The organism is Vibrio crassostreae, assembly GCF_041439375.1.
GTDB lineage: Bacteria > Pseudomonadota > Gammaproteobacteria > Enterobacterales > Vibrionaceae > Vibrio > Vibrio crassostreae_D.
The window spans coordinates 113,526-137,723 of record NZ_JBGONY010000006.1; the positions used below are offsets into that span (position 1 = coordinate 113,526).

General features: G+C 45.8%; 21 protein-coding genes. 15 read left to right on the forward strand and 6 right to left on the reverse strand.

Translation table 11 applies throughout. From position 1 onward, the window contains the following. Nucleotides 1–67: 67 nt before the first annotated feature. From ACED45_RS04810 to ACED45_RS04860, 11 genes are all read left to right on the forward strand, one after another. On the forward strand, nucleotides 68–1,585 hold the full coding sequence (locus tag ACED45_RS04810) for an SPOR domain-containing protein (RefSeq protein ID WP_371713404.1): 1,518 nt from the start codon (nucleotides 68–70) through the stop codon (nucleotides 1,583–1,585). 69 nt (nucleotides 1,586–1,654) lie between these two features. Beyond that, entirely contained in the window at nucleotides 1,655–2,500 is an 846-nt protein-coding gene (locus ACED45_RS04815; RefSeq protein ID WP_060468737.1) for a Dam family site-specific DNA-(adenine-N6)-methyltransferase, read from the forward strand. A gap of 204 nt (nucleotides 2,501–2,704) precedes the next feature. Next, nucleotides 2,705–3,379, forward strand: a complete 675-nt coding sequence (gene rpe / locus ACED45_RS04820; RefSeq protein ID WP_017068835.1) for a ribulose-phosphate 3-epimerase — start codon at nucleotides 2,705–2,707, stop codon at nucleotides 3,377–3,379. 117 nt (nucleotides 3,380–3,496) lie between these two features. Then, entirely contained in the window at nucleotides 3,497–4,183 is a 687-nt protein-coding gene (locus ACED45_RS04825; RefSeq protein WP_371713405.1) for a phosphoglycolate phosphatase, read from the forward strand. Nucleotides 4,184–4,334: 151 nt separating this feature from the next. Beyond that, nucleotides 4,335–5,351, forward strand: coding sequence for a tryptophan--tRNA ligase (gene trpS / locus ACED45_RS04830; RefSeq protein WP_016796005.1), 1,017 nt, complete (start codon nucleotides 4,335–4,337; stop codon nucleotides 5,349–5,351). Between the two features lie 385 nt (nucleotides 5,352–5,736). After that, nucleotides 5,737–8,331, forward strand: coding sequence for an ExeM/NucH family extracellular endonuclease (locus ACED45_RS04835; RefSeq protein ID WP_371713406.1), 2,595 nt, complete (start codon nucleotides 5,737–5,739; stop codon nucleotides 8,329–8,331). A gap of 200 nt (nucleotides 8,332–8,531) precedes the next feature. Beyond that, complete coding sequence (locus ACED45_RS04840; protein ID WP_371713407.1) at nucleotides 8,532–9,110, forward strand: aminodeoxychorismate/anthranilate synthase component II; 579 nt, start codon at nucleotides 8,532–8,534, stop codon at nucleotides 9,108–9,110. Between the two features lie 465 nt (nucleotides 9,111–9,575). Next, entirely contained in the window at nucleotides 9,576–10,787 is a 1,212-nt protein-coding gene (locus ACED45_RS04845) for an aspartate aminotransferase family protein (RefSeq protein WP_371713408.1), read from the forward strand. A 107-nt stretch (nucleotides 10,788–10,894) separates the two neighbouring features. After that, nucleotides 10,895–11,914 (forward strand): arginine N-succinyltransferase, encoded by a 1,020-nt coding sequence (gene astA / locus ACED45_RS04850; protein ID WP_371713409.1) that lies wholly within the window; start codon nucleotides 10,895–10,897, stop codon nucleotides 11,912–11,914. 39 nt (nucleotides 11,915–11,953) lie between these two features. Beyond that, nucleotides 11,954–13,411: a succinylglutamate-semialdehyde dehydrogenase gene (gene astD, locus ACED45_RS04855; protein WP_371713410.1), complete on the forward strand. Its 1,458-nt coding sequence runs from the start codon at nucleotides 11,954–11,956 to the stop codon at nucleotides 13,409–13,411. A 265-nt stretch (nucleotides 13,412–13,676) separates the two neighbouring features. Further along, on the forward strand, nucleotides 13,677–14,468 hold the full coding sequence (locus ACED45_RS04860; protein WP_371713411.1) for a DUF1338 domain-containing protein: 792 nt from the start codon (nucleotides 13,677–13,679) through the stop codon (nucleotides 14,466–14,468). A 174-nt stretch (nucleotides 14,469–14,642) separates the two neighbouring features. Here the strand turns inward: ACED45_RS04860 and crp are convergent, their stop codons facing one another. From crp to ACED45_RS04890, 6 genes are all read right to left on the reverse strand, one after another. Then, nucleotides 14,643–15,275: a cAMP-activated global transcriptional regulator CRP gene (crp, locus tag ACED45_RS04865; protein ID WP_004729651.1), complete on the reverse strand. Its 633-nt coding sequence runs from the start codon at nucleotides 15,273–15,275 to the stop codon at nucleotides 14,643–14,645. A 239-nt stretch (nucleotides 15,276–15,514) separates the two neighbouring features. Beyond that, a complete protein-coding gene (locus ACED45_RS04870) occupies nucleotides 15,515–16,384 on the reverse strand; it encodes a phosphoribulokinase (RefSeq protein WP_010435210.1) in 870 nt (289 codons plus the stop codon). 77 nt (nucleotides 16,385–16,461) lie between these two features. Beyond that, complete coding sequence (locus ACED45_RS04875) at nucleotides 16,462–16,674, reverse strand: YheU family protein (protein WP_055319914.1); 213 nt, start codon at nucleotides 16,672–16,674, stop codon at nucleotides 16,462–16,464. Between the two features lie 107 nt (nucleotides 16,675–16,781). Continuing rightward, the gene (locus ACED45_RS04880; protein ID WP_371713412.1) at nucleotides 16,782–17,774 is read right to left on the reverse strand and encodes a hydrolase; all 993 of its coding nucleotides are present in this window, start codon (nucleotides 17,772–17,774) and stop codon (nucleotides 16,782–16,784) included. Nucleotides 17,775–18,049: 275 nt separating this feature from the next. Beyond that, nucleotides 18,050–18,520 carry a TIGR02444 family protein gene (locus ACED45_RS04885; RefSeq protein ID WP_050649572.1) on the reverse strand — a complete coding sequence of 157 codons (471 nt, stop codon included), beginning with the start codon at nucleotides 18,518–18,520 and terminating at the stop codon, nucleotides 18,050–18,052. Then, nucleotides 18,517–20,439, reverse strand: a complete 1,923-nt coding sequence (locus tag ACED45_RS04890) for an ABC transporter ATP-binding protein (protein ID WP_048659152.1) — start codon at nucleotides 20,437–20,439, stop codon at nucleotides 18,517–18,519. Before ACED45_RS04890 ends, ACED45_RS04885 begins: the two co-directional genes overlap by 4 nt. 174 nt (nucleotides 20,440–20,613) lie before the next feature. Here ACED45_RS04890 and kefG point away from each other — a divergent pair, with 174 nt between their 5' ends. From kefG to slyD, 4 genes are all read left to right on the forward strand, one after another. Continuing rightward, nucleotides 20,614–21,198, forward strand: a complete 585-nt coding sequence (gene kefG, locus ACED45_RS04895; RefSeq protein ID WP_048659151.1) for a glutathione-regulated potassium-efflux system ancillary protein KefG — start codon at nucleotides 20,614–20,616, stop codon at nucleotides 21,196–21,198. After that, a complete protein-coding gene (kefB, locus tag ACED45_RS04900; RefSeq protein WP_048659150.1) occupies nucleotides 21,185–22,981 on the forward strand; it encodes a glutathione-regulated potassium-efflux system protein KefB in 1,797 nt (598 codons plus the stop codon). Before kefG ends, kefB begins: the two co-directional genes overlap by 14 nt. Nucleotides 22,982–23,138: 157 nt before the next feature. Continuing rightward, nucleotides 23,139–23,339, forward strand: coding sequence for a YheV family putative zinc ribbon protein (locus ACED45_RS04905; RefSeq protein ID WP_029235422.1), 201 nt, complete (start codon nucleotides 23,139–23,141; stop codon nucleotides 23,337–23,339). Nucleotides 23,340–23,433: 94 nt separating this feature from the next. Further along, nucleotides 23,434–24,024, forward strand: coding sequence for a peptidylprolyl isomerase (gene slyD / locus ACED45_RS04910; RefSeq protein WP_017061108.1), 591 nt, complete (start codon nucleotides 23,434–23,436; stop codon nucleotides 24,022–24,024). The last annotated feature ends 174 nt before the right edge of the window (nucleotides 24,025–24,198 follow it).

Consider the following 24,198-nt stretch of genomic DNA (forward strand, 5'->3'; position numbering starts at 1 on the left):
GGTTGGCTAGCTAAACTCTAGGCAACTGAAGCGTTTTACTGATCGATCTAATCAGTAGGGATCCGCAATGAGTTTGGCTCATGAATTAAGAGTATTAGAGTTAGAGTCTCAAGTTGAGCTGCTAGAGCGCTTACAGCTTTTGACTAACTTTGGTTCAAATCTAGTAACGGTGGCTGGTAAACCTGGCTCTGGCCGTTCTTGGTTAGCACAGCGTTATCTCGAAGCGTGGGCGACAGAAAAAAATCAGTGTTTACTGCTTTGTCATCCAAGCCAAGACGACCAACAACGCCGCGCGCTTATTCTTAGCCAAATTGTTTCTGATCCGCTATTTAATCAACACGATTCCTTATCAGATAGCCTAGCAAGGTTGCTGGATGGTGAGCCGTGTAGCGTGGTTATCGTTGTCGATGATGCCCACCGACTTTCTGAGCTATTGGTATCCGAACTATGGATGTTGGTACTGGAAGCTCAAGCTAATCCCCAATGGACGATCAATGTCGTTCTTTTCTCAGAAATTGGTCACCTAGACACCTTACTCACACGTCTAAGTTACGGCCAACAACACAAGCCTATCGATCTTGAGATCGATGACCTTTCGCAACCAGAAGCTGAACATTTCTTTGAATCACTAGTGATTCGATATGTGGATGATGAGTCTGAAACTCGTGTGCGACGTGCGTTTAACAAAGCGCAACCTCTGCCTGGCGAGCTAATGGCTTTAGGAGAATTGAAAGTGGAAAAAAGGATTATTATTCGCTCAATCATTGGCTCACCAATCAATATCGCGATTGTGGTAGCCCTGTTGCTGTTGTTAATTGGTGGTGGTTATTGGTGGATGTTCAGCCAACCGACCCCGGATGACAAAGCGCAATCTCTGATCGCACCAATCGAGCAGACTGCTATTCCAACCTTTGAAGTGGACAGTGGCTCAGAACAAGCTGGTGTTGAGGGAGTTGTAGACACTGAAACGTCACCTGACATGAGTTATCAAGGCGCTGATGATGACAGTTCATCTTTGCCACCGGTTGTGGTGGAAGAGACGGCTAGCGTGGGTGAGGTTGAGCAAGACCAACAGCGTGTCGTGATTACTTCGGATGTGGTTGATGCCTTACTTGATGATAAACCTGAAAGCGCCGATACCAGTGCGATTGATGCTGCGGTTGAAGAAAACACAGCTGCCGCGGTGAGTTCGCAACCTGATGCAGCAAAAGTGGAGTCACAGCCTTCAACCGATGAAGCCACAGAGCTAACACAGTCCACGCCACCGACTAAGAAAATCACATTTTCATTTTCTCGCGAAGAGTTACAAGCTATCTCGCCGCGAGCTTATACTCTGCAGTTGAGTGCGATGACCTCATTGGAAGACGTACAATCTTTCATTGAAGAGTATGACCTTGAGAACAAGGTTCGTATTTACCCAACACTTCGCAACGACATCAAGTGGTTTATTATCACTTATCAAGATTACCCAACGATTCAAGTGGCGCGAGACGCGGTAAGTGCGTTACCAAAACCACTTCAACAGTTGGAACCTTGGGCAAAATCGATGAATCAAGTACATCGAGAGATAGAACGTGCGAAATAACCCTGAGCTTAGCCTCAAAATATGTTACATTCCGCAGCCTTATTTTTGAGTTGATAGATAGAGCAGTAAATGAAAAAGCAGCGTGCCTTTCTAAAATGGGCTGGTGGTAAATATGGCCTAGTTGAAGACATCCAACGTCACCTGCCACCTGCTCGTAAATTGGTAGAACCGTTTGTCGGTGCCGGCTCAGTATTTCTGAATACTGACTTTGAACAGTACCTGCTTGCAGATATCAATCCCGATCTTATCAACCTGTACAACCTACTTAAAACCGATCCTGAAACCTATATCACGGAAGCGAAGCGCTGGTTCTGTCCTGAGAACAACCGCAAAGAAGCCTTCTTAGATATTCGCGCTGAGTTCAATGGTACAGATAACGTCATGTATCGTTCGTTGGCTTTCTTGTATATGAACCGATTTGGCTTCAATGGCCTATGTCGCTACAACAAGAAGGGCGGTTTTAACGTTCCATTTGGTTCTTATAAAAAACCTTACTTCCCAGAAGCTGAGCTGGAGTTTTTTGCCGAGAAAGCGAAAAAAGCCACTTTCGTCTGTGAGGGATACCATGAAACCTTTAGCCGCGCGCGCAAAGGCTGTGTGGTTTACTGCGATCCTCCATACGCACCGCTGTCGAACACGGCTAACTTTACCTCTTATGCAGGTAATGGCTTCAGCTTAGATGATCAGGCAGCCTTAGCTGATGTCGCTGAAAAAGCTGCAATGGAACGCGGTATTCCTGTTTTGATTTCAAACCACGATACGACATTAACTCGTCGCTTGTATCATGGTGCTGAGTTGAACGTGGTTAAGGTGAAACGCACCATCAGCCGTAACGGCGCAGGGCGTAATAAAGTTGATGAGCTGCTGGCGCTTTTCCATAAAGAGAAAAACCAGCAACACGCATCAGCGGAATAGTACTGGTCAGAATAACCTCCAAACTCATTAAATTGAGTGACCAACGGATACTTTCTTAAACTAATCTTTCGAACTGCTAGGATCTGCTTAGGTGCTTAGGTAGAATTGCACACCAAATAGTCTTGGGCTTGAGTCTTGTATTTGTGTATGAGATATAACCAAGGCGGTGACATTCGCAATTTACTCACTCTTAAGAGGTTTGGTATGAAAGATTTTCTAATCGCTCCATCGATTTTGTCTGCAGATTTTGCTCGTCTTGGTGAAGACGTAGAAAAAGTACTCGCAGCCGGTGCTGATGTTGTGCACTTCGATGTGATGGACAACCACTACGTACCTAACCTGACTTTTGGCGCGCCTATCTGTAAAGCGCTGCGCGACTACGGTATTACTGCTCCTATCGATGTTCACCTAATGGTTAAGCCAGTTGACAGCATTGTGCCTGAGTTTGCGAAAGCAGGCGCATCAATGATTACCTTCCATGTTGAAGCGTCAGAACACATCGATCGTACTCTACAACTGATCAAAGAACACGGCTGTAAAGCGGGTGTGGTTCTTAACCCAGCAACACCGCTGTCTTGCCTAGATTACATCATGGATAAAGTAGACATGATTCTACTAATGTCTGTGAACCCTGGTTTTGGTGGTCAATCTTTTATTCCTCACACGCTAGATAAGCTGCGCGCTGTTCGTAAGCTAATTGACGAATCAGGTCGTGACATTCGCCTTGAGATTGATGGCGGCGTGAAGGTGGATAACATCCGTGAAATCGCAGAAGCGGGTGCAGACATGTTCGTTGCTGGTTCAGCTATCTTCAATCAACCTGATTACAAAGAAGTGATTGATGAGATGCGTGCAGAGCTTGCAAAAGTTAACGCATAAAAGTAGAACTAGGGTCATTGACCTAAAATCAAAAATTTAGATAAAGGGGCTCATTGGCCCCTTTTTTACGTCTTATAGCTCAACACATGAGACGAATATAATTAATAGGAAAGTAAGATGTCATTAAGCTCAATAAAACTGATCGCCTTTGATTTGGATGGAACCTTGTTAGATAGCGTGCCTGATTTGGCCGTTGCCGCTGACCAAGTTTGTCAGGCGTTGGGCTTTCCTTCAGTGAGCGAAGAACAAGTTCGCGACTACGTGGGTAATGGTGCTGATGTTCTTATCGGACGTTCACTAAGCCGTGACCTGATGGTTGATCCAAGCCTTGAGCCAGAGCTACTGAAAAAAGCGCGCATCCTGTTTGATGATTTCTACGAGCAGGGCGGCCACAAACTAAGTCACCTTTATCCATCGGTTAAAGAGACGCTTGCAGAGCTAAACAAAGCGGGCTTCACCATGGCGCTGGTGACCAACAAGCCTTCGAAGTTTGTACCAGACGTTCTGGCGCAACACGGTATTGATAAGTACTTTGTTGATGTCTTGGGTGGCGATTCTTTCCCAGAGAAAAAACCGAACCCTATGGCGCTGAACTGGTTGCTAGAAAAGCACAATGTTAAAGCGGAAGAGATGCTGATGGTTGGTGATTCAAGCAACGACATTAAAGCGGCTAAGAATGCAGGCTGTCACTCGTTTGGTCTGACTTACGGTTATAACCACGGCGAGCCGATTTCAGCATCAAACCCTGACTATGTCGCGGATAACGTCGCGCAATTACTAGATGTCGTGCTAGTTTCAGCATAAAGCGGACAAAAGTTAGCTAACCTACTAGCAAAATACTTATCAATGAGTACACTGGATGAGCCGCGCAGAAAGAGCTGTGCGGCTTTTCTATATTTAAGTTAAGAAGCTAAGCGTTCAATAAACTTAGCGAATAAGCAAAGGAATTAAAACCATGAGCAAGCCCATCGTATTGAGTGGTGTTCAACCATCTGGTGAACTAAGTATCGGTAACTACTTGGGTGCTCTACGTCAATGGCAACAGATGCAAGATGATTACGATTGCCAATACTGTGTTGTAGACCTTCACGCAATTACGGTTCGCCAAGATCCGAAAGCACTGCATGAAGCGACTCTAGACGCACTAGCAATCTGTCTTGCTGTCGGTGTTGATCCAAAGAAGAGCACGCTATTTGTTCAGTCACACGTACCAGAGCATGCTCAACTTGGTTGGCTTCTTAACTGTTACACGCAAATGGGTGAACTGAGCCGTATGACTCAGTTTAAAGATAAGTCTGCACGTCACTCAAACGACGTTAACGTAGGCCTATACGACTACCCTGTGTTGATGGCTGCAGACATCCTGCTTTACGGTGCTCACCAAGTACCTGTAGGTAGCGACCAGAAACAACACCTAGAGCTAGCGCGTGATATCGCAACTCGCTTCAACAACATCTACGGTCCTGAAACGCCAATCTTCCAAGTACCAGAACCTTACATTCCAACAGTGAATGCACGTGTAATGAGCCTGCAAGATGCGACGAAGAAGATGTCTAAGTCGGACGACAACCGTAAGAACGTGATTACTCTGCTAGAAGAACCTAAGTCGATCATCAAGAAGATCAACAAAGCGCAAACGGATGCAGAAACACCACCACGCATTGCTCATGATTGGGAAAACAAAGCGGGTATCTCTAACCTAATGGGTCTGTACTCTGCAGCGACGGGTAAAACGTTCGAAGAGATCGAAGCGCAGTACCAAGGCGTTGAAATGTACGGTCCGTTTAAGAAAGACGTAGGCGCAGCATTAGTTGAGATGCTTGAGCCGATTCAAGCTGAATACCACCGTATCCGTGCTGACCGTGCTTACATGGACGCAGTAATGAAAGCCGGTGCTGAAAAAGCCTCTGAGCGTGCTGCAGTCACACTGAAAAAAGCATACGAAGCAGTAGGTTTTGTTACTCGCCCATAGAGTGAACTAAAATACCTCGCTTGAGAATTTGAGCCCAAAGTAACTTTTGTTTACTTTGGGCTTTTTAATACCCATTCCATTTGCCCTCCCCGAAAACCCTTTGTTTGAATTGATAATTTACGCAGTACTTGACTAGCACACCCGTGGCTTTAATTTTGTGCAGATGATCTTATTTGGCTCTCTCTGGCTTTATAAAATCGCACTCATTTCTATATATGTTGGAAATATATAACGTGCCAAACAATTGATGATTCCAAAGTGATAAGTTCCTCATTTTCTTGCCAACTGACTTATTCCTTTCATAAATAAACCTGATAGTTACCACAAAATACATGACTGCCCATAGGTGGCAGTGACTATAACTCAATGAACTCAGGTGAAACGGATGGCTCTTTTACACAAACCTTCATTGCTAGCAGTGGCAATTGGTAGCTTGTTAACCACAAGCGCACACGCTGATTTGTTTATTTCACAATATGTGGAAGGCGGCAGCTATAACAAAGCGGTTGAGATTGCCAATAGTGGCGATAACAGCATTAATTTAGATGGTTACTCGTTGGCGAAATCTGCGAATGGTAACGGTTCATGGGGTGCTACTTTACCTTTGGATGGCCACGTTTTAGCGCCCGGTGAAGTACTTGTGGTCGCACATTCTAGTGCGAGTGATGAGATAAAAGCTCAAGCTGACATCATTAATGCTTCTATCGCTAATCATAACGGTGACGACCCGTTAGCTATCTTGAATTCAGACGGTTCGGTACATGATGTTGTTGGTTTGATGGGCGATGTGGACTGGGGTAAAGATGTTACTTTGGTTCGTGCGACACAAACACCTTCTGCGACATTTGACGCTTCGCAATGGGTATCGCTACCAAAAGATAGCATTGAAGGTTTAGGTTCACTAGACAGTGTTGAACTGCCAGAAGCGTTTACTTGTACACAAGATGGCTCTGACCCAGTATTCACCACCATTCAAGAAATCCAAGGTGAGGGTGCAACATCACCGTTCATTGATGGCTACCCGTACATCACCGACGATGAATACTTCGTAAAAGGTGTGGTAAGTGCGGTGACAACGGGCTTGACCAAAGGCTTTTACCTGCAAGCTCTTGATGACGACTTCAACTCAAGCACTTCTGAAGGCCTATTTATTCACACCAACCAGTCGAGCTCAGAGCTAGTAGCCGGTGATGTGGTGTGTGTGAAAGGTAAGGTTCAAGAATACTACAGTCATACTCAGCTTAAAGTTGAAAACAACCAATGGCTCAAGCAGGGTGAGCAGCAGGCGCCAGAAGCGACAGCGATTGAAGCCTCAGACAGTGACGAGAACTTCGCAGCAACGCTTGAGCGCTATGAAGGTATGTTGGTGAAAACAACTGAAGCACTTGATATGCGTGTGACGCGTACCTTTGGTTATGACTACGCAGGTCGTCGTAACAACATGGTATTGGCACATGAGCGTATTAACATGCAGCCGAACCAGCTTTTTTCAGCAGGTTCTGACGAAGCGAAGCAGCAAACTGAAGACAACGCAGACCGCCGTCTTTTCGTTGAAACCGATCAAAAAGCGGCTGATGGACAAGTACCGTTCTATCCAGACTTTGGCCGCACTGATATCGACCAAGACGGTTCAACAGAAGATTACATTCGCATTGATGACACTATTGTTGGCCTAGAAGGCGTGCTGACCTACAGCTACGGTGAATACCGTTTAATCGCGACTAACCAGATCTCGGCTGAAAACTTTGTGCGTAACGATCCGCGTACCGACAAACCAGACATGGATGAAGGTGATTTACGTATCGCGACCTTCAACGTATTGAACTACTTTAATTCTCCATTTGGTGGCGACGCGAATCAGCACGGTAATAACCGTGGCGCGAACACCATCACCGAGTTTGAGATGCAGCAAGAGAAGATTGTGAACGCGATTCTTCGCTTAGATGCAGACATCATTGGTTTGATGGAAATTGAGAACAACGGTTTTGGTGAAGGCTCTGCCATTCAGCAACTTGTAAACCAACTGAATGATCGCATTGAGCGTAAGAAAGACCGCTATACCTTTGTTGCTGTCGACTCGAACGAAGATGGCGTGACCGACGAGATGGACTCGATTGGTACTGATGTCATTACAACGGGCGTTATCTACCGTAAGAAAGTGGTTAAGCTTAAAGACAGCCGTGTTATCGCGATGCCAAGCCAACAGGCTCCAGAAGTGTTAGACGATTCTGGTAAAGTGATTGAAGATGGTAAGAACTACCAGCGTGACTCATTGGCGCCAACCTTTAAAGTTAAAGGCACCAAAGAGAAACTCACCGTAGCTATCAACCACTTTAAATCGAAAGGCTCTAAGTGTTGGGAAGATGCAGCTCCTGTTGAACAGGGTGGTCAAGGTGGCGTTGATGCCGATAAGCAAGGTTCATGTGAGAACTTCCGTGTTGCTGCAGCAGTTGCACTGGGTGAAGCGCTAGACGGCATCAAAGGTCATAAAGTGATTCTGGGTGATATGAACTCGTACGGCATGGAAGACCCAATGCTGGTGCTAACCGATTACTCGGAAGAGAAATACGGTAAGCAAATCAAAGCGGCGCGTAATACCTACATTGACGGCGTTGAGCAGTTTGGTGACAGCGGTGCTGTAATTACTAAGAACTATGGCTACATTAATGCTGTGGCTCAAAAGCACCCAGACAGCTGGAGCTACTCATACAATGATGAAGTCGGTGCCTTGGATCATTTGTTGATCAGTGACAGCCTGAAAGATAGGGTTGTTGATGCTACCGATTGGCATATTAACGGCGGAGAATCGACGTTGTTTGATTACAACGAAGAGTACAAAGGCGATCTGCCTAAGTACCAAGATCACTTCCGTTCATCGGATCATGACCCTGCGGTTCTTGAGCTAAGAGTTGGCGGTTCATTTGGCTTCGGTGCACTGATGTCATTGTTTGGCTTAGCAATGTGGCGTCGTCGTAAGTAGCTCAATCACAAATAGATTGGCTTGCCATACAAGCAAGCCAATTCAGATAAATTAAGGCTATCTGTAAACAATTAAGGTCAACTTAGGTTGGCCTTAATTATTGGCTAAATGCAGTTTCCACTTGCCTTTCGCCATGGGTATTGCACAATACCGCCCCTATATCTCCCAATCCTTTAGTATTTAGCAAACGATTTCGACCCATGTTACTTATCATCGATAACTATGACTCTTTTACCTATAACTTGTACCAGTATTTCTGTGAGTTAGGGGTAACTGTAAAGGTTGTACGCAACGATGAAATTGATATTGCGGGTATTGAAGCGCTGAATCCTAGTCACCTTGTTATCTCCCCGGGTCCTTGTACGCCCGATGATGCGGGTATCTCTCTACAAGTTATAGAATACTTCGTTGGCAAGCTGCCGATCTTAGGTGTGTGTCTTGGTCATCAAGCCATTGCTCAAGTCTTTGGTGGTGAAGTGGTGAGAGCCAGACAAGTGATGCATGGTAAAACCTCTCCGATCCGCCACAACGGTAAGAGTGTTTTTCAAGGTCTCAATAACCCTCTAACTGTGACTCGTTACCACTCCTTAGTGGTGAAAAACGGCACATTACCAGACTGTTTTGAACTCACGTCTTGGACTGAATTTGAAGATGGCAGCATGGATGAGATCATGGGTTATCAACATAAAACCTTGCCAATTGATGCCGTCCAATTTCACCCTGAATCGATTAAAACAGAGCAAGGACACCAACTTCTCGCTAACTTCCTAGCACGCTGAGTGTTTAAATTTGCCCCTTTCTCCGTCTAAATAAGCCAGTTAAACCGTATTCCACTACCCGTTAAGCGTTTAAATTAGGGCGCTACGCGTCTTCATCCCTCTGACGCCGATCACTTTTTATAACATTTCTCCCTCGTCAGGCTAAGTTTTTAGCCTATGCAAAATTATTCGCGTTATTTCGTCTCGAACCCAATATACAGCAATACCAGTAAGGCTTTGCTGTTGCTGGTTATACGTTTAGGTAAAAAAAGCTTCATAAAACAGATTAATTGATGCATAAATAGTCATAGGTAGTGACGTTTAGCTGGTTGTGAGGGATGGCTAAAGAATAATCTACTATTGAAAAGGTTAATTAAATGTAAATATAATGCTGCAGCGGGATTATGGCGAGACAAAATATCCTTGTCTCACTTATGAACCATTACGCTTATTTGCGAAGCTTGCGGTATCGAGAAGGAATGTACGATGACAGTGGAAAATAAAGTAGAACGTAGTCTGTTTAATGAGGTGATGGTGCCTTGTTATAACCCAATGGAAATGATCCCGGTAAAAGGGGAAGGCGCACGCGTTTGGGACCAACAAGGCCGAGAGTATATCGACTTTGCTGGTGGTATCGCTGTGAGCTGTTTGGGTCACTGTCACCCGGCAATGGTTAACGCCGTTACTGAGCAAGCAAACAAGATTTGGCACCTAAGTAACGTGATGACCAACGAACCTGCACTGCGTCTAGCGAAAAAGCTAACCGACGTATGTTTTGCAGAAAAAGTATTCTTTGCGAACTCTGGTGCAGAAGCGAACGAAGCAGCACTTAAGCTAGCTCGTCGTTGGGCGGCGGATGTTCACGGTCCTGAGAAATCTGAAATCATTGCATTCAAACAAGGTTTCCACGGTCGTACTTTCTTTACTGTAACCGTTGGTGGTCAAGAAGCTTACTCAGATGGCTTCGGTCCAAAACCTGGCGATGTAACTCACCTACCTTACAACGATATTGCGGCTCTAGAAGCGCATATCTCTGATCGCACTTGTGCCATCATGATGGAACCTCTGCAAGGCGAGGGCGGTATCATCTCTCCAACGGCTGAGTTCGTGAATACGGTTCGTGAACTGTGTGACAAGCACAATGCATTGTTGATTTTTGATGAAGTACAAACAGGTAATGGTCGTACTGGTAACTTTTACGCTTACCAAGGCCTAGGTGTTACACCAGATATTCTAAGCACTGCGAAATCACTGGGTGGTGGTTTCCCTATCGGCGCAATGTTAACGACCACTGAACTCGCGACACATCTAAAAGTCGGTACGCACGGTTCTACATACGGCGGTAACCCACTGGCGTGTGCTGTTGCAGAAGCGGTTGTTGATGTGGTTAGCCAACCTGAAACATTAGCTGGCGTGAAAGAGCGTGAAGCATTGTTCCGTGATGGTCTTGCTAAGATTAACGATAAGTACCAAATCTTCAGTGAAGTTCGTGGCAAAGGTCTATTGTTAGGTGCTGCGCTTAATGACGAATGGCAAGGACGTGCACGTGACGTATTAGTAGCAGCAGGCGAGCAAGGCTTGATGGCACTGGTTGCGGGTGCAAACGTAGTTCGTTTCACGCCATCACTGGTTATTACTACACAAGAAATTGAAGAAGGTTTATCAAAATTAGACAAAGCAATCGCTACGCTAGTTTAGCCTGAGCGGCGTCATAGGAATGATCGCCAATAGAGCGATCCCATGACGTTCTGCTAAAGGCCCAAGCTTCTGGTTTTGGGCCTATTTTGCATCTGGAGGGAATATTGATGCTAGTTGTTCGCCCAATAAAATTATCTGATTACGATGCGCTGCATACTTGCGCGGTTGAATCTGGTCACGGATTCACATCTCTTCCTGTTAACGAAGAACTGTTAACTAACCGTATTACTCACTCTGAATACAGCTTTGCCAAACCAGACGTGACTGAACCCGGTGATGAAGGCTACCTAATGGTTGGCTTTGATACCGAAACTGGTGAGGTTGCAGGTACCACAGGTATCGAAGCTTCAATCGGCTGGGATGTCCCGTTCTACTCTTATCACATCAGCAAGGTGGTTCATTCATCGCAAAAGCTTGGCGTTAATAACGTGGTTAAGCTACTGACTTTTGGCAATAACTACACCGGATGCAGTGAAATTTGCACGTTATTCTTGCGCCCTGACTTCCGTGGTGGTTTGAACGGTCGTTTGATGTCGAAGTGCCGATTCCTACTGATGGCTGAACACCCAGAGCGTTTCTCTAAAACGATTTTTGCTGAGATGCGGGGTGTATCGGATGCCGAAGGTAATTCTCCTTTCTGGCAATGGCTGCAAGAGCACTTCTTCTCGATTGATTTCACACTTGCTGATTACCTAACCGGTATTGGTAAGAAAGGCTTCATTGCTGATCTTATGCCGAAGCTACCTATCTATGTGAACCTACTGAGCAAAGAAGCTCAGGCGGTGATCGGAGAGGTTCATGACAATACGCGCCCTGCACTTAAGTTGTTGGAACGTGAAGGTTTCACCAACCGTGGCTATGTCGATATCTTTGATGCGGGCCCAACGGTTGAGTGTGATTTAAGAAACATCGAATCTGTGCGTCATGCGATTAGAGCACAGGTTCAAATTGCAGAGCACTCAAGCTCTAAAGACTTCCTAATTGGTAATACCTCGTTTGAGAACTTCCGTGCAGTAGCCGCGAAAGGCGCGTATGACCAAGCAAGCGACACAGTGATTTTATCATCTGAAGTAGCAAGCGCTCTTGAAGTAAAAGAAGGCGAATTCGTTCGCATGTTGGCTCAATAAGAGCGGCGATTATCTGTCGAAGATTTTAAGGATAGAAGTATGACTCAGTGGATAGCAGGACAGTGGGTGGCAGGTCAAGGTGACGCCATGACATCAGTAAGCCCATACAACAATGAAGTAGTGTGGCAGGGTGATAGCGCAACGCCAGCACAGGTTGAATCTGCAGTAGCAGCAGCTCGTGAAGCCTTCTTGGTTTGGAAAAAACTGAGCTTTGCAGAGCGTGAAGCGATCGTGTTGAACTTTGCTGAGAAAGTAAAAGAGAACAGCGAAGAAATCGCGCAAATCATCGCAAAAGAGACGGGCAAACCTATTTGGGAAACTCGCACTGAAGCGGGCGCGATGGCGGGCAAGATTGCTATCTCAATCCGTGCTTACCATGAGCGTACCGGTGAAGCTTCTCGTGAAGCGGCAGGCAACCAGATTGTACTTCGTCACCGTCCATTAGGCGTGATGGCGGTATTTGGCCCTTACAACTTCCCGGGTCACCTACCAAACGGTCATATTGTTCCTGCACTGCTATCGGGTAATACCGTGGTATTTAAGCCTTCAGAGCAGACACCTTGGACGGGTGAGTTTGCGATGAAATTATGGCAAGAAGCGGGTCTTCCTGCTGGCGTAATCAATCTAGTACAAGGCGCTAAAGAGACAGGTATCGCACTAGCCGATGCTAAAGGTCTTGATGGCGTGCTGTTCACAGGTAGTGCCAATACCGGTCATATCCTACATCGTCAATTCGCGGGCCAACCGGGCAAGATGCTGGCGCTAGAGATGGGCGGCAACAACCCTATGGTGATCAGTGACCAATTTGGTGATGCTGACGCGACGGTTTATACCATTATCCAATCGGCTTTCATCAGTGCGGGGCAACGTTGTACATGTGCACGTCGCTTGTATGTGCCTGCTGGAGAGAAGGGTGATCTGCTTCTAGATAAACTGGTCGCAGCCACACAAAAGATTCGTGTTGATCAGCCATTCGCTGAGCCAGCACCCTTCATGGGACCACAAATCTCTGAAGCTGCCGCTAAGTTTATTCTGGACGCGCAAGCGAATCTGCAATCGTTAGGCGGTGTGAGTCTGGTTGAAGCAAAAGCGGGTGAAGCGGCATTTGTTACTCCGGGTATTATCGATGCAACCAACATTGCTGAACTGCCTGATGAAGAGTACTTCGGCCCATTGCTACAAGTGGTTCGTTACCAGTCACTAGAGCAAGCGGTTGAGTTAGCTAACGACACACGCTTTGGTTTATCTGCGGGTCTCGTATCAACAGATGATTCTGAATGGGAATACTTCGTTGACCATATCCGCGCGGGTATTGTTAACCGCAATCGCCAACTTACAGGCGCAAGTGGTGATGCACCATTTGGTGGCCCAGGTGCTTCAGGCAACCTACGCCCAAGTGCTTACTACGCAGCTGATTACTGTGCTTACCCAATGGCTTCAATGGAAGGCGGTGAAACTCAACTGCCAGCTACGTTTAGCCCGGGTATTGAGCTTTAGTTTCTGAACAATAGATTGATGAGCCATAGATTTATAAGCTAAAGACTTTTTGACTTAGGCTTATGAGTACTAGGCTCATTCGTTAAGTTTGAAATAAGGAAGTGGTGTTATCGCTTCCTTTTTCCATCACGTCCGACACCTAGATTGGGCGGTAGATAATAATAGAACAAATATGTCACAGGCTGATGGCTGCTGACTCTGTGTCCAGCCTCTCCCTTTCTAATCCAAATTACTAGCTTGCTAGAACCTCTGACAAGGAGTCACCATGACGCCCGATCTACTCTTTAAATCACTATGGGACGATTACATTCACAGGCTGTGTCCATCGGCTGAGAAAGTGCATCACTTGCTGAAAGAAGATGAAGCGCTGATCAACGACCATATTGCACTGCGTACTTTTAATGTTGCCCCTCTCGGTATTGAAACACTAGCTAAACCTTTCCTTGAACTGGGTTACAAGGCGTGTGGCGACTATCTGTTTGAGAGCAAGAAGCTAGTGGCTAAACACTACGAGCACCCAGACCCGAAGCAGCCAAAAGTGTTCATTAGTGAATTGAAGGTCGAAGAGTGTTCTAGTGATTTGCAACAGATCGTTGCTGAGTTAGTTGAGCAAGTAGATACAATCAAGCTTCAAGGTCATGAGTTCTTGTTTGGTGGTCGCCAATGGGATTTGAGCTTCGCTGATTTCCAAGTACTAGCAAAAGAGAGCGAGTACGCTTCTTGGTTAGCAGCTCACGGTTACGGTGCCAACCACTTCACGGTAAGTGTCAATCAACTGAACAAGTTCGATGAAGTACAAGCAGTGAATGATTACCTGAGTGATGCTGGCTTCACTATCAATGCATCTGGCGGTGAGGTTAAAGGCTCTCCAGAGGTATTATTAGAGCAATCATCAACCATGGCAGACAAAGTCCCAGTGGCATTTATTGAAGGCAATGAGATGATTCCTGGAGGCTTCTATGAATTTGCTAAGCGTTATGCAATGGCGAATGGTGAGCTTTATACGGGTTTTGTGGCCGCATCGGCGGATAAGATCTTCGAAAGTACCAACGGTTAACAAGGTACGAGTACGGGCTCTACCCTAGAGATGCGAGTACGCTTCGCTTCGAGGAAGTTTACAAATAGGATTCTGTGAGTTCTTCTCGTATCTGCTCTATAGATCTTTAGAAAACAAAAAAGCCACCAAATTCGCATTTGGTGGCTTTCAAATTTTTGGCTCAGTTAATCGAGATTAACGAGTACCGTATACCACGATAGTTTTACCGTGTGCAGAAATTAGGTTCTGCTCTTCAAGCATCTTCAAGATACGACCAACTGTCTCACGAGAACAACCAACGATCTGGCCAATCTCTTGACGAGTGATCTTGATTTGCATGCCGTCAGGGTGAGTCATTGCATCTGGCTGTTTCGCTAGGTTTAGTAGCGTTTGAGCGATACGACCTGTTACGTCAAGGAACGCTAAGTCACCAACCTTTTGGCTAGTTACTTGTAGACGGTTTGCCATTTGCGCTGAAAGGCGCATTAGGATATCTGGGTTCACTTGGATAAGTTGACGGAATTTCTTGAAAGAAATTTCAGCTACTTCACAAGGAGATTTAGCACGAACCCAAGCAGTACGCTCTTGGTCTTCTTCGAACAAGCCAAGCTCACCGATGAAGTCGCCTTGGTTTAGGTAAGAAAGAATCATTTCCTTACCTTCTTCGTCTTTGATAAGAACTGCCACAGAACCTTTAACGATGTAGTACAAGGTTTCTGCCTTTTCACCAGCATGAATCAAAGTACTTTTTGAAGGGTACTTATGAATATGACAGTGTGAAAGGAACCACTCTAATGTTGGATCGGTTTGAGGTTTACCTAGAACCATAATATCTCACTTCCTCTGCAGGGTATGCTTGCTGCTTTCCGTATTTTAGCTAAGCCTGGATTGACTTGTAGGATAAGAGCACTCGTTGAGTGCTGCAAGCTATCTTGTGTTTCGTTTAAGAATAGTATCCTTTTTCAGGTACTATTTCTTGATTTTAATCGTGACCAAGCTACGATTTTTTACGCAAAATTGTGCACATGATCACGGTATGAAAAGTAATCAACCAGAATGTCGTTTTGTTAACCTATTTTTCCGGTTTCGATGAGTTGTTGTAGGATTGGCCTCACAATGAGCTCCATAGCAAAACTCATCTTGCCTCCTGGCACCACTAGCGTGTTATGACGAGACATAAACGAACCATCAATCATAGCCAGAAGGTAGGGGAAATCGACGTTTTTGATGCCACGCAAACGTATAACAACGAAGCTTTCGTCTAAACTTGGAATCCCTTTGGCGTTAAGTGGGTTCGATGTATCTACGGTTGGAACACGCTGAAAGTTGATGTGAGTACGCGAAAATTGCGGGGTAATGTAGTTAAGGTAATCATCCATTGAACGAACAATGGAGTCCATTACTGCTTCGCGTGAGTGGCCACGATCGCGGGTATCACGAACGAATTTTTGGATCCATTCTAGGTTTACAATTGGCACCATGCCGATCAGCAAATCGACGTGTTGAGAGACATTAATGTCGCCATCAACTACACCGCCATGTAGGCCTTCGTAAAACATCACATCGGAATTTTCCGGGATCTCTTGCCATGGCGTGAAGGTGCCCGGCATTTGATTGTAAGGCACGGCTTCATCAAAGGTGTGCAGGTAGCTTCTTACTTTACCTGTACCTTCGTTACCGTATTTACGGAAGAACTCCTCTAACGCACCAAAGTCGTTGGCTTGTGGACCAAAGTAGCTGATGTGCTTACCTTGCTCGCGCGCTTTACGGATCTCGACATCCATCTCTGGACGTGTGAAGCGATGGAAACTATCCCCTTCAACCCAAGCTGCCTTCACGTCCATCATATTGAACATTTTACGGAAGGCTTCTGAGGTAGTGGTGGTGCCGGCTCCAGATGAACCCGTCACCGCAATAATTGGATGTTTAGCGGACATGACAACCCTTGTCTTTTGAGTAACTTACTTGTTAGCAATCGTTTACCACTATAACACGGCTCCTTTATGAGCGCAGCTTAGAAGCGTTTTGTGACTTGAATATCAACGGTTTCATGGAGTTCAGAAAACACGATGCTGACTTCTCCTGAGGCTAATTGATGTTTCACTTGGTCAATCTTGTTTTGCAGTGAAACCTCTACGTCGCCGTAGTCTGTGCCTTCACGCAGCACGAACTCTTTGATGAGGTTTTCCAGTGTATCTGGCGCAATGTCTTGCCATGGGATGATCATAAATACTTCTCTCTTTTATGTTCATGGATATGTTCATAGATATGTTTATTGATGTAGAAATATGTGTGCTTAGTAATGTTTTGCTTCTATTTACTAAGGCTCGGTCATTATGCCGAATCTTGGATACTTTCATAGTAGGCAGGCAAGGCTTCTTCTAACCAAAATCTTGGCTTGAGTGTGCTGCCAGTAATAAACCCAACATGTCCGCCTTTTTGGAACAGTCGATAATCGATGTTATCGGGTAGAACGAACTTTGGGATCACATCATCGGTCATGAAAGGGTCGTCTTTGGCATGAATGATCTGCGTCGGCAGTTTAATCTTGTTGAGCTTAGGCAGCGCAGAACATTGCGCATAATAATCTTGGGCATTTTTGAAGCCGTGCAGCGGTGCAGTGATTCGTTCATCAAACTCATACAGTTTGGTGATGTTCTTGATGGCTTCAGCTGTGATGCCAAGTTTTTCCTGTAGCAGGTTAACTTTTTTTAACGCATTCGATTTTAGAGAGTTGAGCAGGTACTTCTTATAAAGCTTGGAGAAACCGCGCTCAATACGACTCGAGCAACACGCTAAGTCAAATGGAGCAGATACGATTGTCGCCGCCGACAGCAATGGGTCGTCTGCGTACTCAGCTAAATAGTTCGCCAGCATGTTCCCACCTAAAGATATGCCAACCGCAACCTTCGGGTTATTCGGAAACTGGGCGTGTAGGTGTCTTAGGAAAAAGCGCGCATCTTCGACCTCACCTGAATGGTAAGCGCGAGCCAGGCGATTGGGTTTTCCGCTGCAGCCTCTGAAGTGCATCATTACCGATAACCAACCATCTTTAGCAAATGCATTCATCAGTCCGTTGGCGTAAGGGCTCTCAAAGCTACCTTCTAAACCATGGAATAGAACGAATATCGGCTTGTTACTTCGATCATCATAGCTTGGGTTGTCACCGTCGGGTGATTCGCTCCAAGCAAGATCAAGAAAGTCACCATCGGGAGTTTCTAAGGTTTGCCAGTGAGGATGAAACAGCGCCTGTTTTCTAATAAACCGTGGCACTAAGGTTTGTAAGTGCGGATTAGAGAGACCAGCGGCTGCGGTAAATATTGTCATAAAAACGATCCATGCTTCTTTGATGGGCTTTGATAACGTGTTGAGCTTGCAGTGAAACGCCCACGTTTTTATTTGAGCTTGGTTGATTCTCGGCATAAGCGCAAGGCTTTCACTTGTACGAGATACAAAAACAGGCTATGGGTAACCAGTTGAATAATATCAATGTTAGGTGCCTTAAACACTTCATTGTGCGTATTAGTCAGTGCATGCACATGAAGAGAGACAGGGCGCAGTTAAGCTTGGATCTTGATTGAGTAAAAAGGAAAGAGAATGAGCTAGGGCTGAGGTGCTGGTTCAGAAAAAGCGTCATAGAGGTTTTCTGCTCCTAATAAACGACAGTACTGAAACGCGAGCGGTGATTGCTGGTTAGCGTAAAGTGGTAGGGAGTTTATACAGTCGACGAGATCGGACTGTTGTTGCTTTTCAAGCTGTAACTCAAACTGCAAGGCTTCACGGTATAGTGAGTCGACAACGTGTGCTTTGAGGTGTTTACGTAGCTCTCGATAACTATGAAGCAGGGTTTCAGAGCGGCTCAAGCATTGTTGTACCTTGTGCCACTCTTCTTCAGCAAAAGACAATTGCTGCTCATCAAGCCATTTGAGAAGCAACAGTAAATTGACGTTGCCGTGGAACTGGTTTTGCAAAGCTAGGCACGCATCCTTTACACCGCGCACACTGTAGTACTGAAGGCTAAATTGCCATAGTCGTTCCAGTGTTAGTGATATTGGGGCGTGCTCTGGGCTCATAAGCTATCCATATCCTGTTCCATCTGCTCAAGCTCTTCTTGAGTGGACATCCAATCCATTTCAACTTCTTCTAGCTGTGACTTACTGCTCGCTTGGAGAGCGAGTACTTTATTCAGTTTAGCCTTATTTTCAGCTTCATACAGTGAAGTGTCGGATAATTCTTGCTCGGCTTCTTCAAGAGCCTGAGTTAATTTATCCATCTGTTTTTCAAATTGAGTCAGCTTTTTACGCAGTGGTGCCGTCAGTTTACGGAACTCGGCTTCTTTACGTTTCTGCTCTTTTTTCGCTGCTGCACTGTTGGCACCGTCTTTTGCTGGTGCCAATGCTTGTGCTTCTTTGCGCTCAACTTTCTGCTGTTCGGTTAGCCACTTGTAGTAATCGCTTAAATCACCATCAAACGGTGCTACTTGGCGGTCGTGTACAAGATATAAATCATCGGTAGTCGCACGCAGTAGGTAACGGTCGTGCGATACGATAACCATTGCACCTTCAAATGTCTGCAGGGCAAAAGTCAGCGCTTGACGCATGTCGAGATCCAAGTGGTTGGTTGGTTCATCGAGTAGCAACAGGTTTGGTTTTTGCCATACCAGTAGCGCTAATACTAAACGTGCTTTTTCACCACCGGAGAAAGGTGCTACTTTATCGAGCGCTTTTTCACCTTGGAAACCGAAGCTACCTAGGTAATCACGCAGTTGTTGTTCGGTGTGTTTAGGCGCAATCTGCATCATGTGTTGCAGCGGGGTTTCTTCAGGGTGCAGCGTTTCCAATTGGTGCTGTGCAAAGTAACCAATCTTAACGCCTTGCGAATAGCTCAGTTCGCCGCCTTGTTGTTTCAGTTCGCCTGAAAGCAACTTAATCAGCGTGGATTTACCAGCACCATTTCGACCAAGCAAACCAATACGACTGCCCGGTACTAGGTTCAAGCGAATCTTTTCTAGAATTAGGTTGTCGTCGTAGCCCGCAGATACCTCATCCATCATCATGATTGGGTTTGGTAGTGCGTCTGGCTCTCTAAACTCAAAGCTGAATGGGTTATCAAACTGAGCAGGTAGTACTTGTTCCATTTTCTCTAGCGCTTTAATACGGCTTTGCGCTTGGCGAGCCTTTGACGCTTTGTAACGGAAACGGTCAATGTAGCTCTGCATGTGAGACATCTGTTTCTGCTGCTTTTGGTACATCGCTTGTTGCAGAATCAGTTTTTGCGCTCGTTGGGTTTCGAACGATGAGTAGTTACCCGTGTACTCATTGAGCTGTTGATTTTCAACATGCACGATGCGGTTGACGATAGGGTCTAAGAAGTCTCTATCGTGCGAGATAAGCACTAGCGTACCAGGGTAGCTTTGTAACCAACGCTCTAGCCACATTACTGCGTCTAAATCCAAGTGGTTGGTAGGTTCATCGAGTAGCAGTAGGTCACTGCGACACAGTAGGGCTTGCGCTAGGTTTAAACGCATACGCCAACCACCTGAGAATTGAGTCAGGTTCCACGCCATTTGTTCTTGGCTAAAGCCTAGACCGTCTAACAGCTCGGCAGCGCGAGCCTTGATGCTGTAGCCACCAATGGTTTCAATCTTGCCGTGGATCTCTGCGACCAAGGTGCCGTTGTCGGCCTGTTCAGCTTTCTCTAGTTGATCTTCAAGGCCGCGGTATTCACGGTCACCATCAATCACGTATTCAATTGCTGTTCTTTCTAATGCTGGTGTTTCTTGAGCAACCCAAGCCATTTCCCAATGGGCAGGTTTGCTGAATGAGCCTGCATCAATAGACAGTTCGTCCTTAATTAAGGCGAATAGCGTAGATTTACCACAGCCGTTTTTACCAACCAAACCGATCTTGTCGCCAGGGTGAAAAGTCGCAGATGCTTGGTCGAGGAGTGGCTTACCGCCGCGTAGCAATTGAATATCAGAGAAAGTAATCATAATTGAAATAGCATAGAAATTAGAGGTGAACAGACGCCTGCATAGTAGGCTGAAACCAGATAAAAGTCGATCACAATGCAATTTGCGTTATGATGCCAATAACATATTAATAACTTTTGCTTAAATTCTTGTGGCCTTGCCACCGTTTAGCCTTCAAAGGAATGTTTCAAAGGAATGAGTAATACTCCCTCGACAGACAAACCCGTGCCAAAGGTGCTGGTCATCTATGCGCACCCTGAGCCGCAAACCTCTATCGCTAACCAGATCATGGTTAAAAAGATAGAGTCACTTGGGAATGTCAAAATCCACGATCTCTACGCCATCTATCCGGACTTCTTTATTGATGTGCCTTCCGAGCATGAGTTGCTGCTTGAATATGATGTGATTGTGTTCCAACACCCTTTGTTTATGTATTCATGTCCTTCGTTGTTGAAAGAGTGGTTTGATCGCGTGTTAGGTAAGGGTTTTGCCTTTGGTGAGCAAAGCGCACTTAAGGGCAAACACTGGCGTAGCGTTATCACAACCGGTGGTAAAGAAGAGGCGTTTGGTGCCGCAGGCTATAATAAATATCCATTACAAGAGATTTTGCAACCATTCGAGCTTACCGCTGCTTTGTGTCAGATGAATTGGATATCCCCTTTGGTTTTACACTGGGCACGAAATGTTACCGATATGACGCGTTACCAACACGCAGAAGCGTATCGAAATTGGTTGCGAGACCCGCTACAAGATATAGGAGCAGATGATGGCTCTGACTAATGATTTTCTACAAAGTAGCGTTATATTTTTAGCGGCTGCTGTGGTTGCGGTTCCTATCGCGCAGCGAGCTGGCTTGGGTTCAGTACTCGGTTACTTGTTAGCTGGTGTCGCGATTGGCCCTTGGGGACTTGGCTTAATCAGTGACGTAGAGGCGATTCTGCACTTCTCCGAATTCGGGGTAGTACTGCTGCTCTTCCTGATTGGCTTAGAGCTTAACCCGAAAAAATTGTGGCAGATGCGAGCCCCCATTCTCGGGCTGGGTGGCGCGCAAGTGCTGATCACCACCCTGATTATTACCGCCATCGCCTGTATGTTCGGTTTAACGTGGCAAACTAGCCTAGTGATAGGTATGGGCTTAGCTTTGTCTTCGACCGCAATCGCGTTGCGGGTTATTGAAGAGCGTGAACTCGGTGGTAAAGAAGCGGGGCAGTCTGGCTTTGCAGTGTTACTTTTCCAAGATATTGCAGTAATCCCTATGCTAGCAATGCTACCTTTGCTAGCAGGTAATACAGGCGGCAGCTGGGCGGACATGCTTTGGATGCTGGGTGGTGTGATTGGTCTGCTGGTCGGTGGCCACTTCTTATTGAGGCCTTTGTTCCGCTACGTCGTTATGAGTGGTGTGCGTGAGCTATTTACTGTTGCAGCGTTGTTACTTGTGATTGGTATTGCCGTCATCATGCAACAGATTGGCTTGTCGATGGCATTGGGTACTTTCCTAGCGGGCGTGCTTCTAGCTGAAAGTGAATATCGACATGAGCTTGAAATTGCGATTGACCCATTCAAAGGGTTGTTGCTTGGTCTGTTCTTCATCTCTGTGGGTATGGCGGTGAATTTAGGTTTACTTGCTGAAAGCCCATTCGCGATACTGATTGCTGTATTAGCTCTCGTGGTTTTGAAAGGCTTAGTGCTGTATGGGCTAGCTCGTATTTTCGGTACTCAAGCCAAAGCCCGTAGTCGCATGGCGATGATTCTCAGCCAAGGTGGTGAGTTCGCTTTCGTTATTTTTACCGCGGCGAGTGCTCAAGGTATCTTAAGCGGCGAACAAGTGTCGTTCTTACTGGTGGTTGTGAGTTTGTCGATGGTGACCACGCCATTGATGCTCAAGCTGCAAGACCGATTCTTTGCTCGTCAACTTAACCAAATCAGCGAAAACGCAATGTCTTCGGATGTTGTCGATCGCAGTCCTCGAGTGATCATTGCAGGCTTTGGTCGTTTTGGTCAGATCATTGGTCGTTTGATGTATGCCAATAAGATTCGTATTACCGTTCTTGAGAGTGATGCCAGCCAAATCCATATCCTTAGAAAGTTTGGCTACAAAGTATTTTACGGAGACTCGACTCACCTCGAGCTGTTACGCGCAGCTGGTGCTGATAAAGCAGAGGCGATTGTGCTGTGTACTGACTCTCCCGATGAAATCATGAAAACCGTCGATTTATGTAAGCAGCACTTCCCGCGCTTAAAGATCTTAGCTCGTGCACGAAGCCGTGTTGAAGCATATCAATTACTTAACCACGGTGTGAGTAACTACTCTCGTGAAACCTTCCTTGGTGCACTGGATTTAGGTCGTCAAACATTGACTGAACTTGGTATGCATCCATATAAAGCGAAGCGAGCAGAAGCACACTTTAGAAAGTTGGATAATGGTATGCTCAAAGAGTTACTGCCTCAGCATAACGAAGATGCCGAGTTGGCCCAAAGAGCGAAAGAGGCTCGTAAAGAGCTTGAAGAGATTTTTGGACACGAGATGGAAAACGATCACCAGTCTCGAAACTATTGGCAGTAGCCTGAATTGATAACTAATAGCTTGAGTTTAGAGATATAGCTTGAGCTAAGAAATAACAGTCTAGAGAACTAATCTAATAATAAACGTGGTCTCTGCTTTTTCTTAAATAGATCTAGAGTGGAAGAACTACGAATCCAGAGTAGTAAAGGATAAGAACGTGAAACAGAAAAAACGCTTTATCGCAGGAGCAAGCTGCCCAAGTTGTAATACTCAAGACACACTCCGTTGGTGGATTGAAAATAATATCGAGCTGGTGGAATGTGTCGATTGTGACTTCACAGAACAGCGTAAACCGAAAACTGTAGAGAAATCTGAACACGCGAATCAAGAAATGATCGGTATTTTTAAGCCTGAATGATTGAGTTTCGTTAATTGATCCCCATAATATCCGGGTACAGAATTTTTCCTAAGCTCAACTGTTCGAGCTTAGTCCAAACCTCCTTGGAGCTCTCATGAAAATTGAAAAGAACGTAGTAGTTAGTGTTGCATATCAAGTGAAACTTGAAGATGGCGTAGTAGTTGACCAATCAACTGCAGAAGCTCCACTAGATTACCTTCACGGTCACAACAACCTAATTACAGGTCTTGAAAAAGAGCTTGAAGGCAAAGTAGCTGGCGACAAGTTCTCTGCAACGGTTACTCCAGAAGACGCATACGGCGAGCACAACGACGCACTAGTTCAACGTGTTCCTGCTGACGTATTCCAAGGTGTTGAGCAAATCGAAGTTGGCATGCGTTTCCTAGCGGATACTGACCAAGGTCCAATCCCAGTAGAAGTTACTGAAGTAGATGGCGACGAAGTTGTTGTTGATGGTAACCACATGCTAGCTGGCCAAACTCTAACGTTTGACGTTGAAGTTGTAGCGGTTCGTGAAGCGACTGAAGAAGAAGTTCAACACGGTCACGTACACCAAGAAGGCGGCTGTGGCGGTCACGACCACGATCATGACCACGAAGGCGGTTGCTGTGGTGGCGAAGGCCATGACCACGGTGAAGAGAAAAAAGACGGCTGCTGCGGCGGCGGTAGCTGTGGTTCTCACTAATACCGAATTAACGGTTTAGTTTAAGAATCTTGAAAGCCTCCCTTGTGGAGGCTTTTTGTGTTTAGGAGTCTAGCTTTTTGATCTCGCTTTTATCCACCAAACCAAGTGTCCGAAAGTCTAAGCATTCGCAAAAAGTTTGGTTTTCGCTATCAGACATCGAACCATGGATGTGGT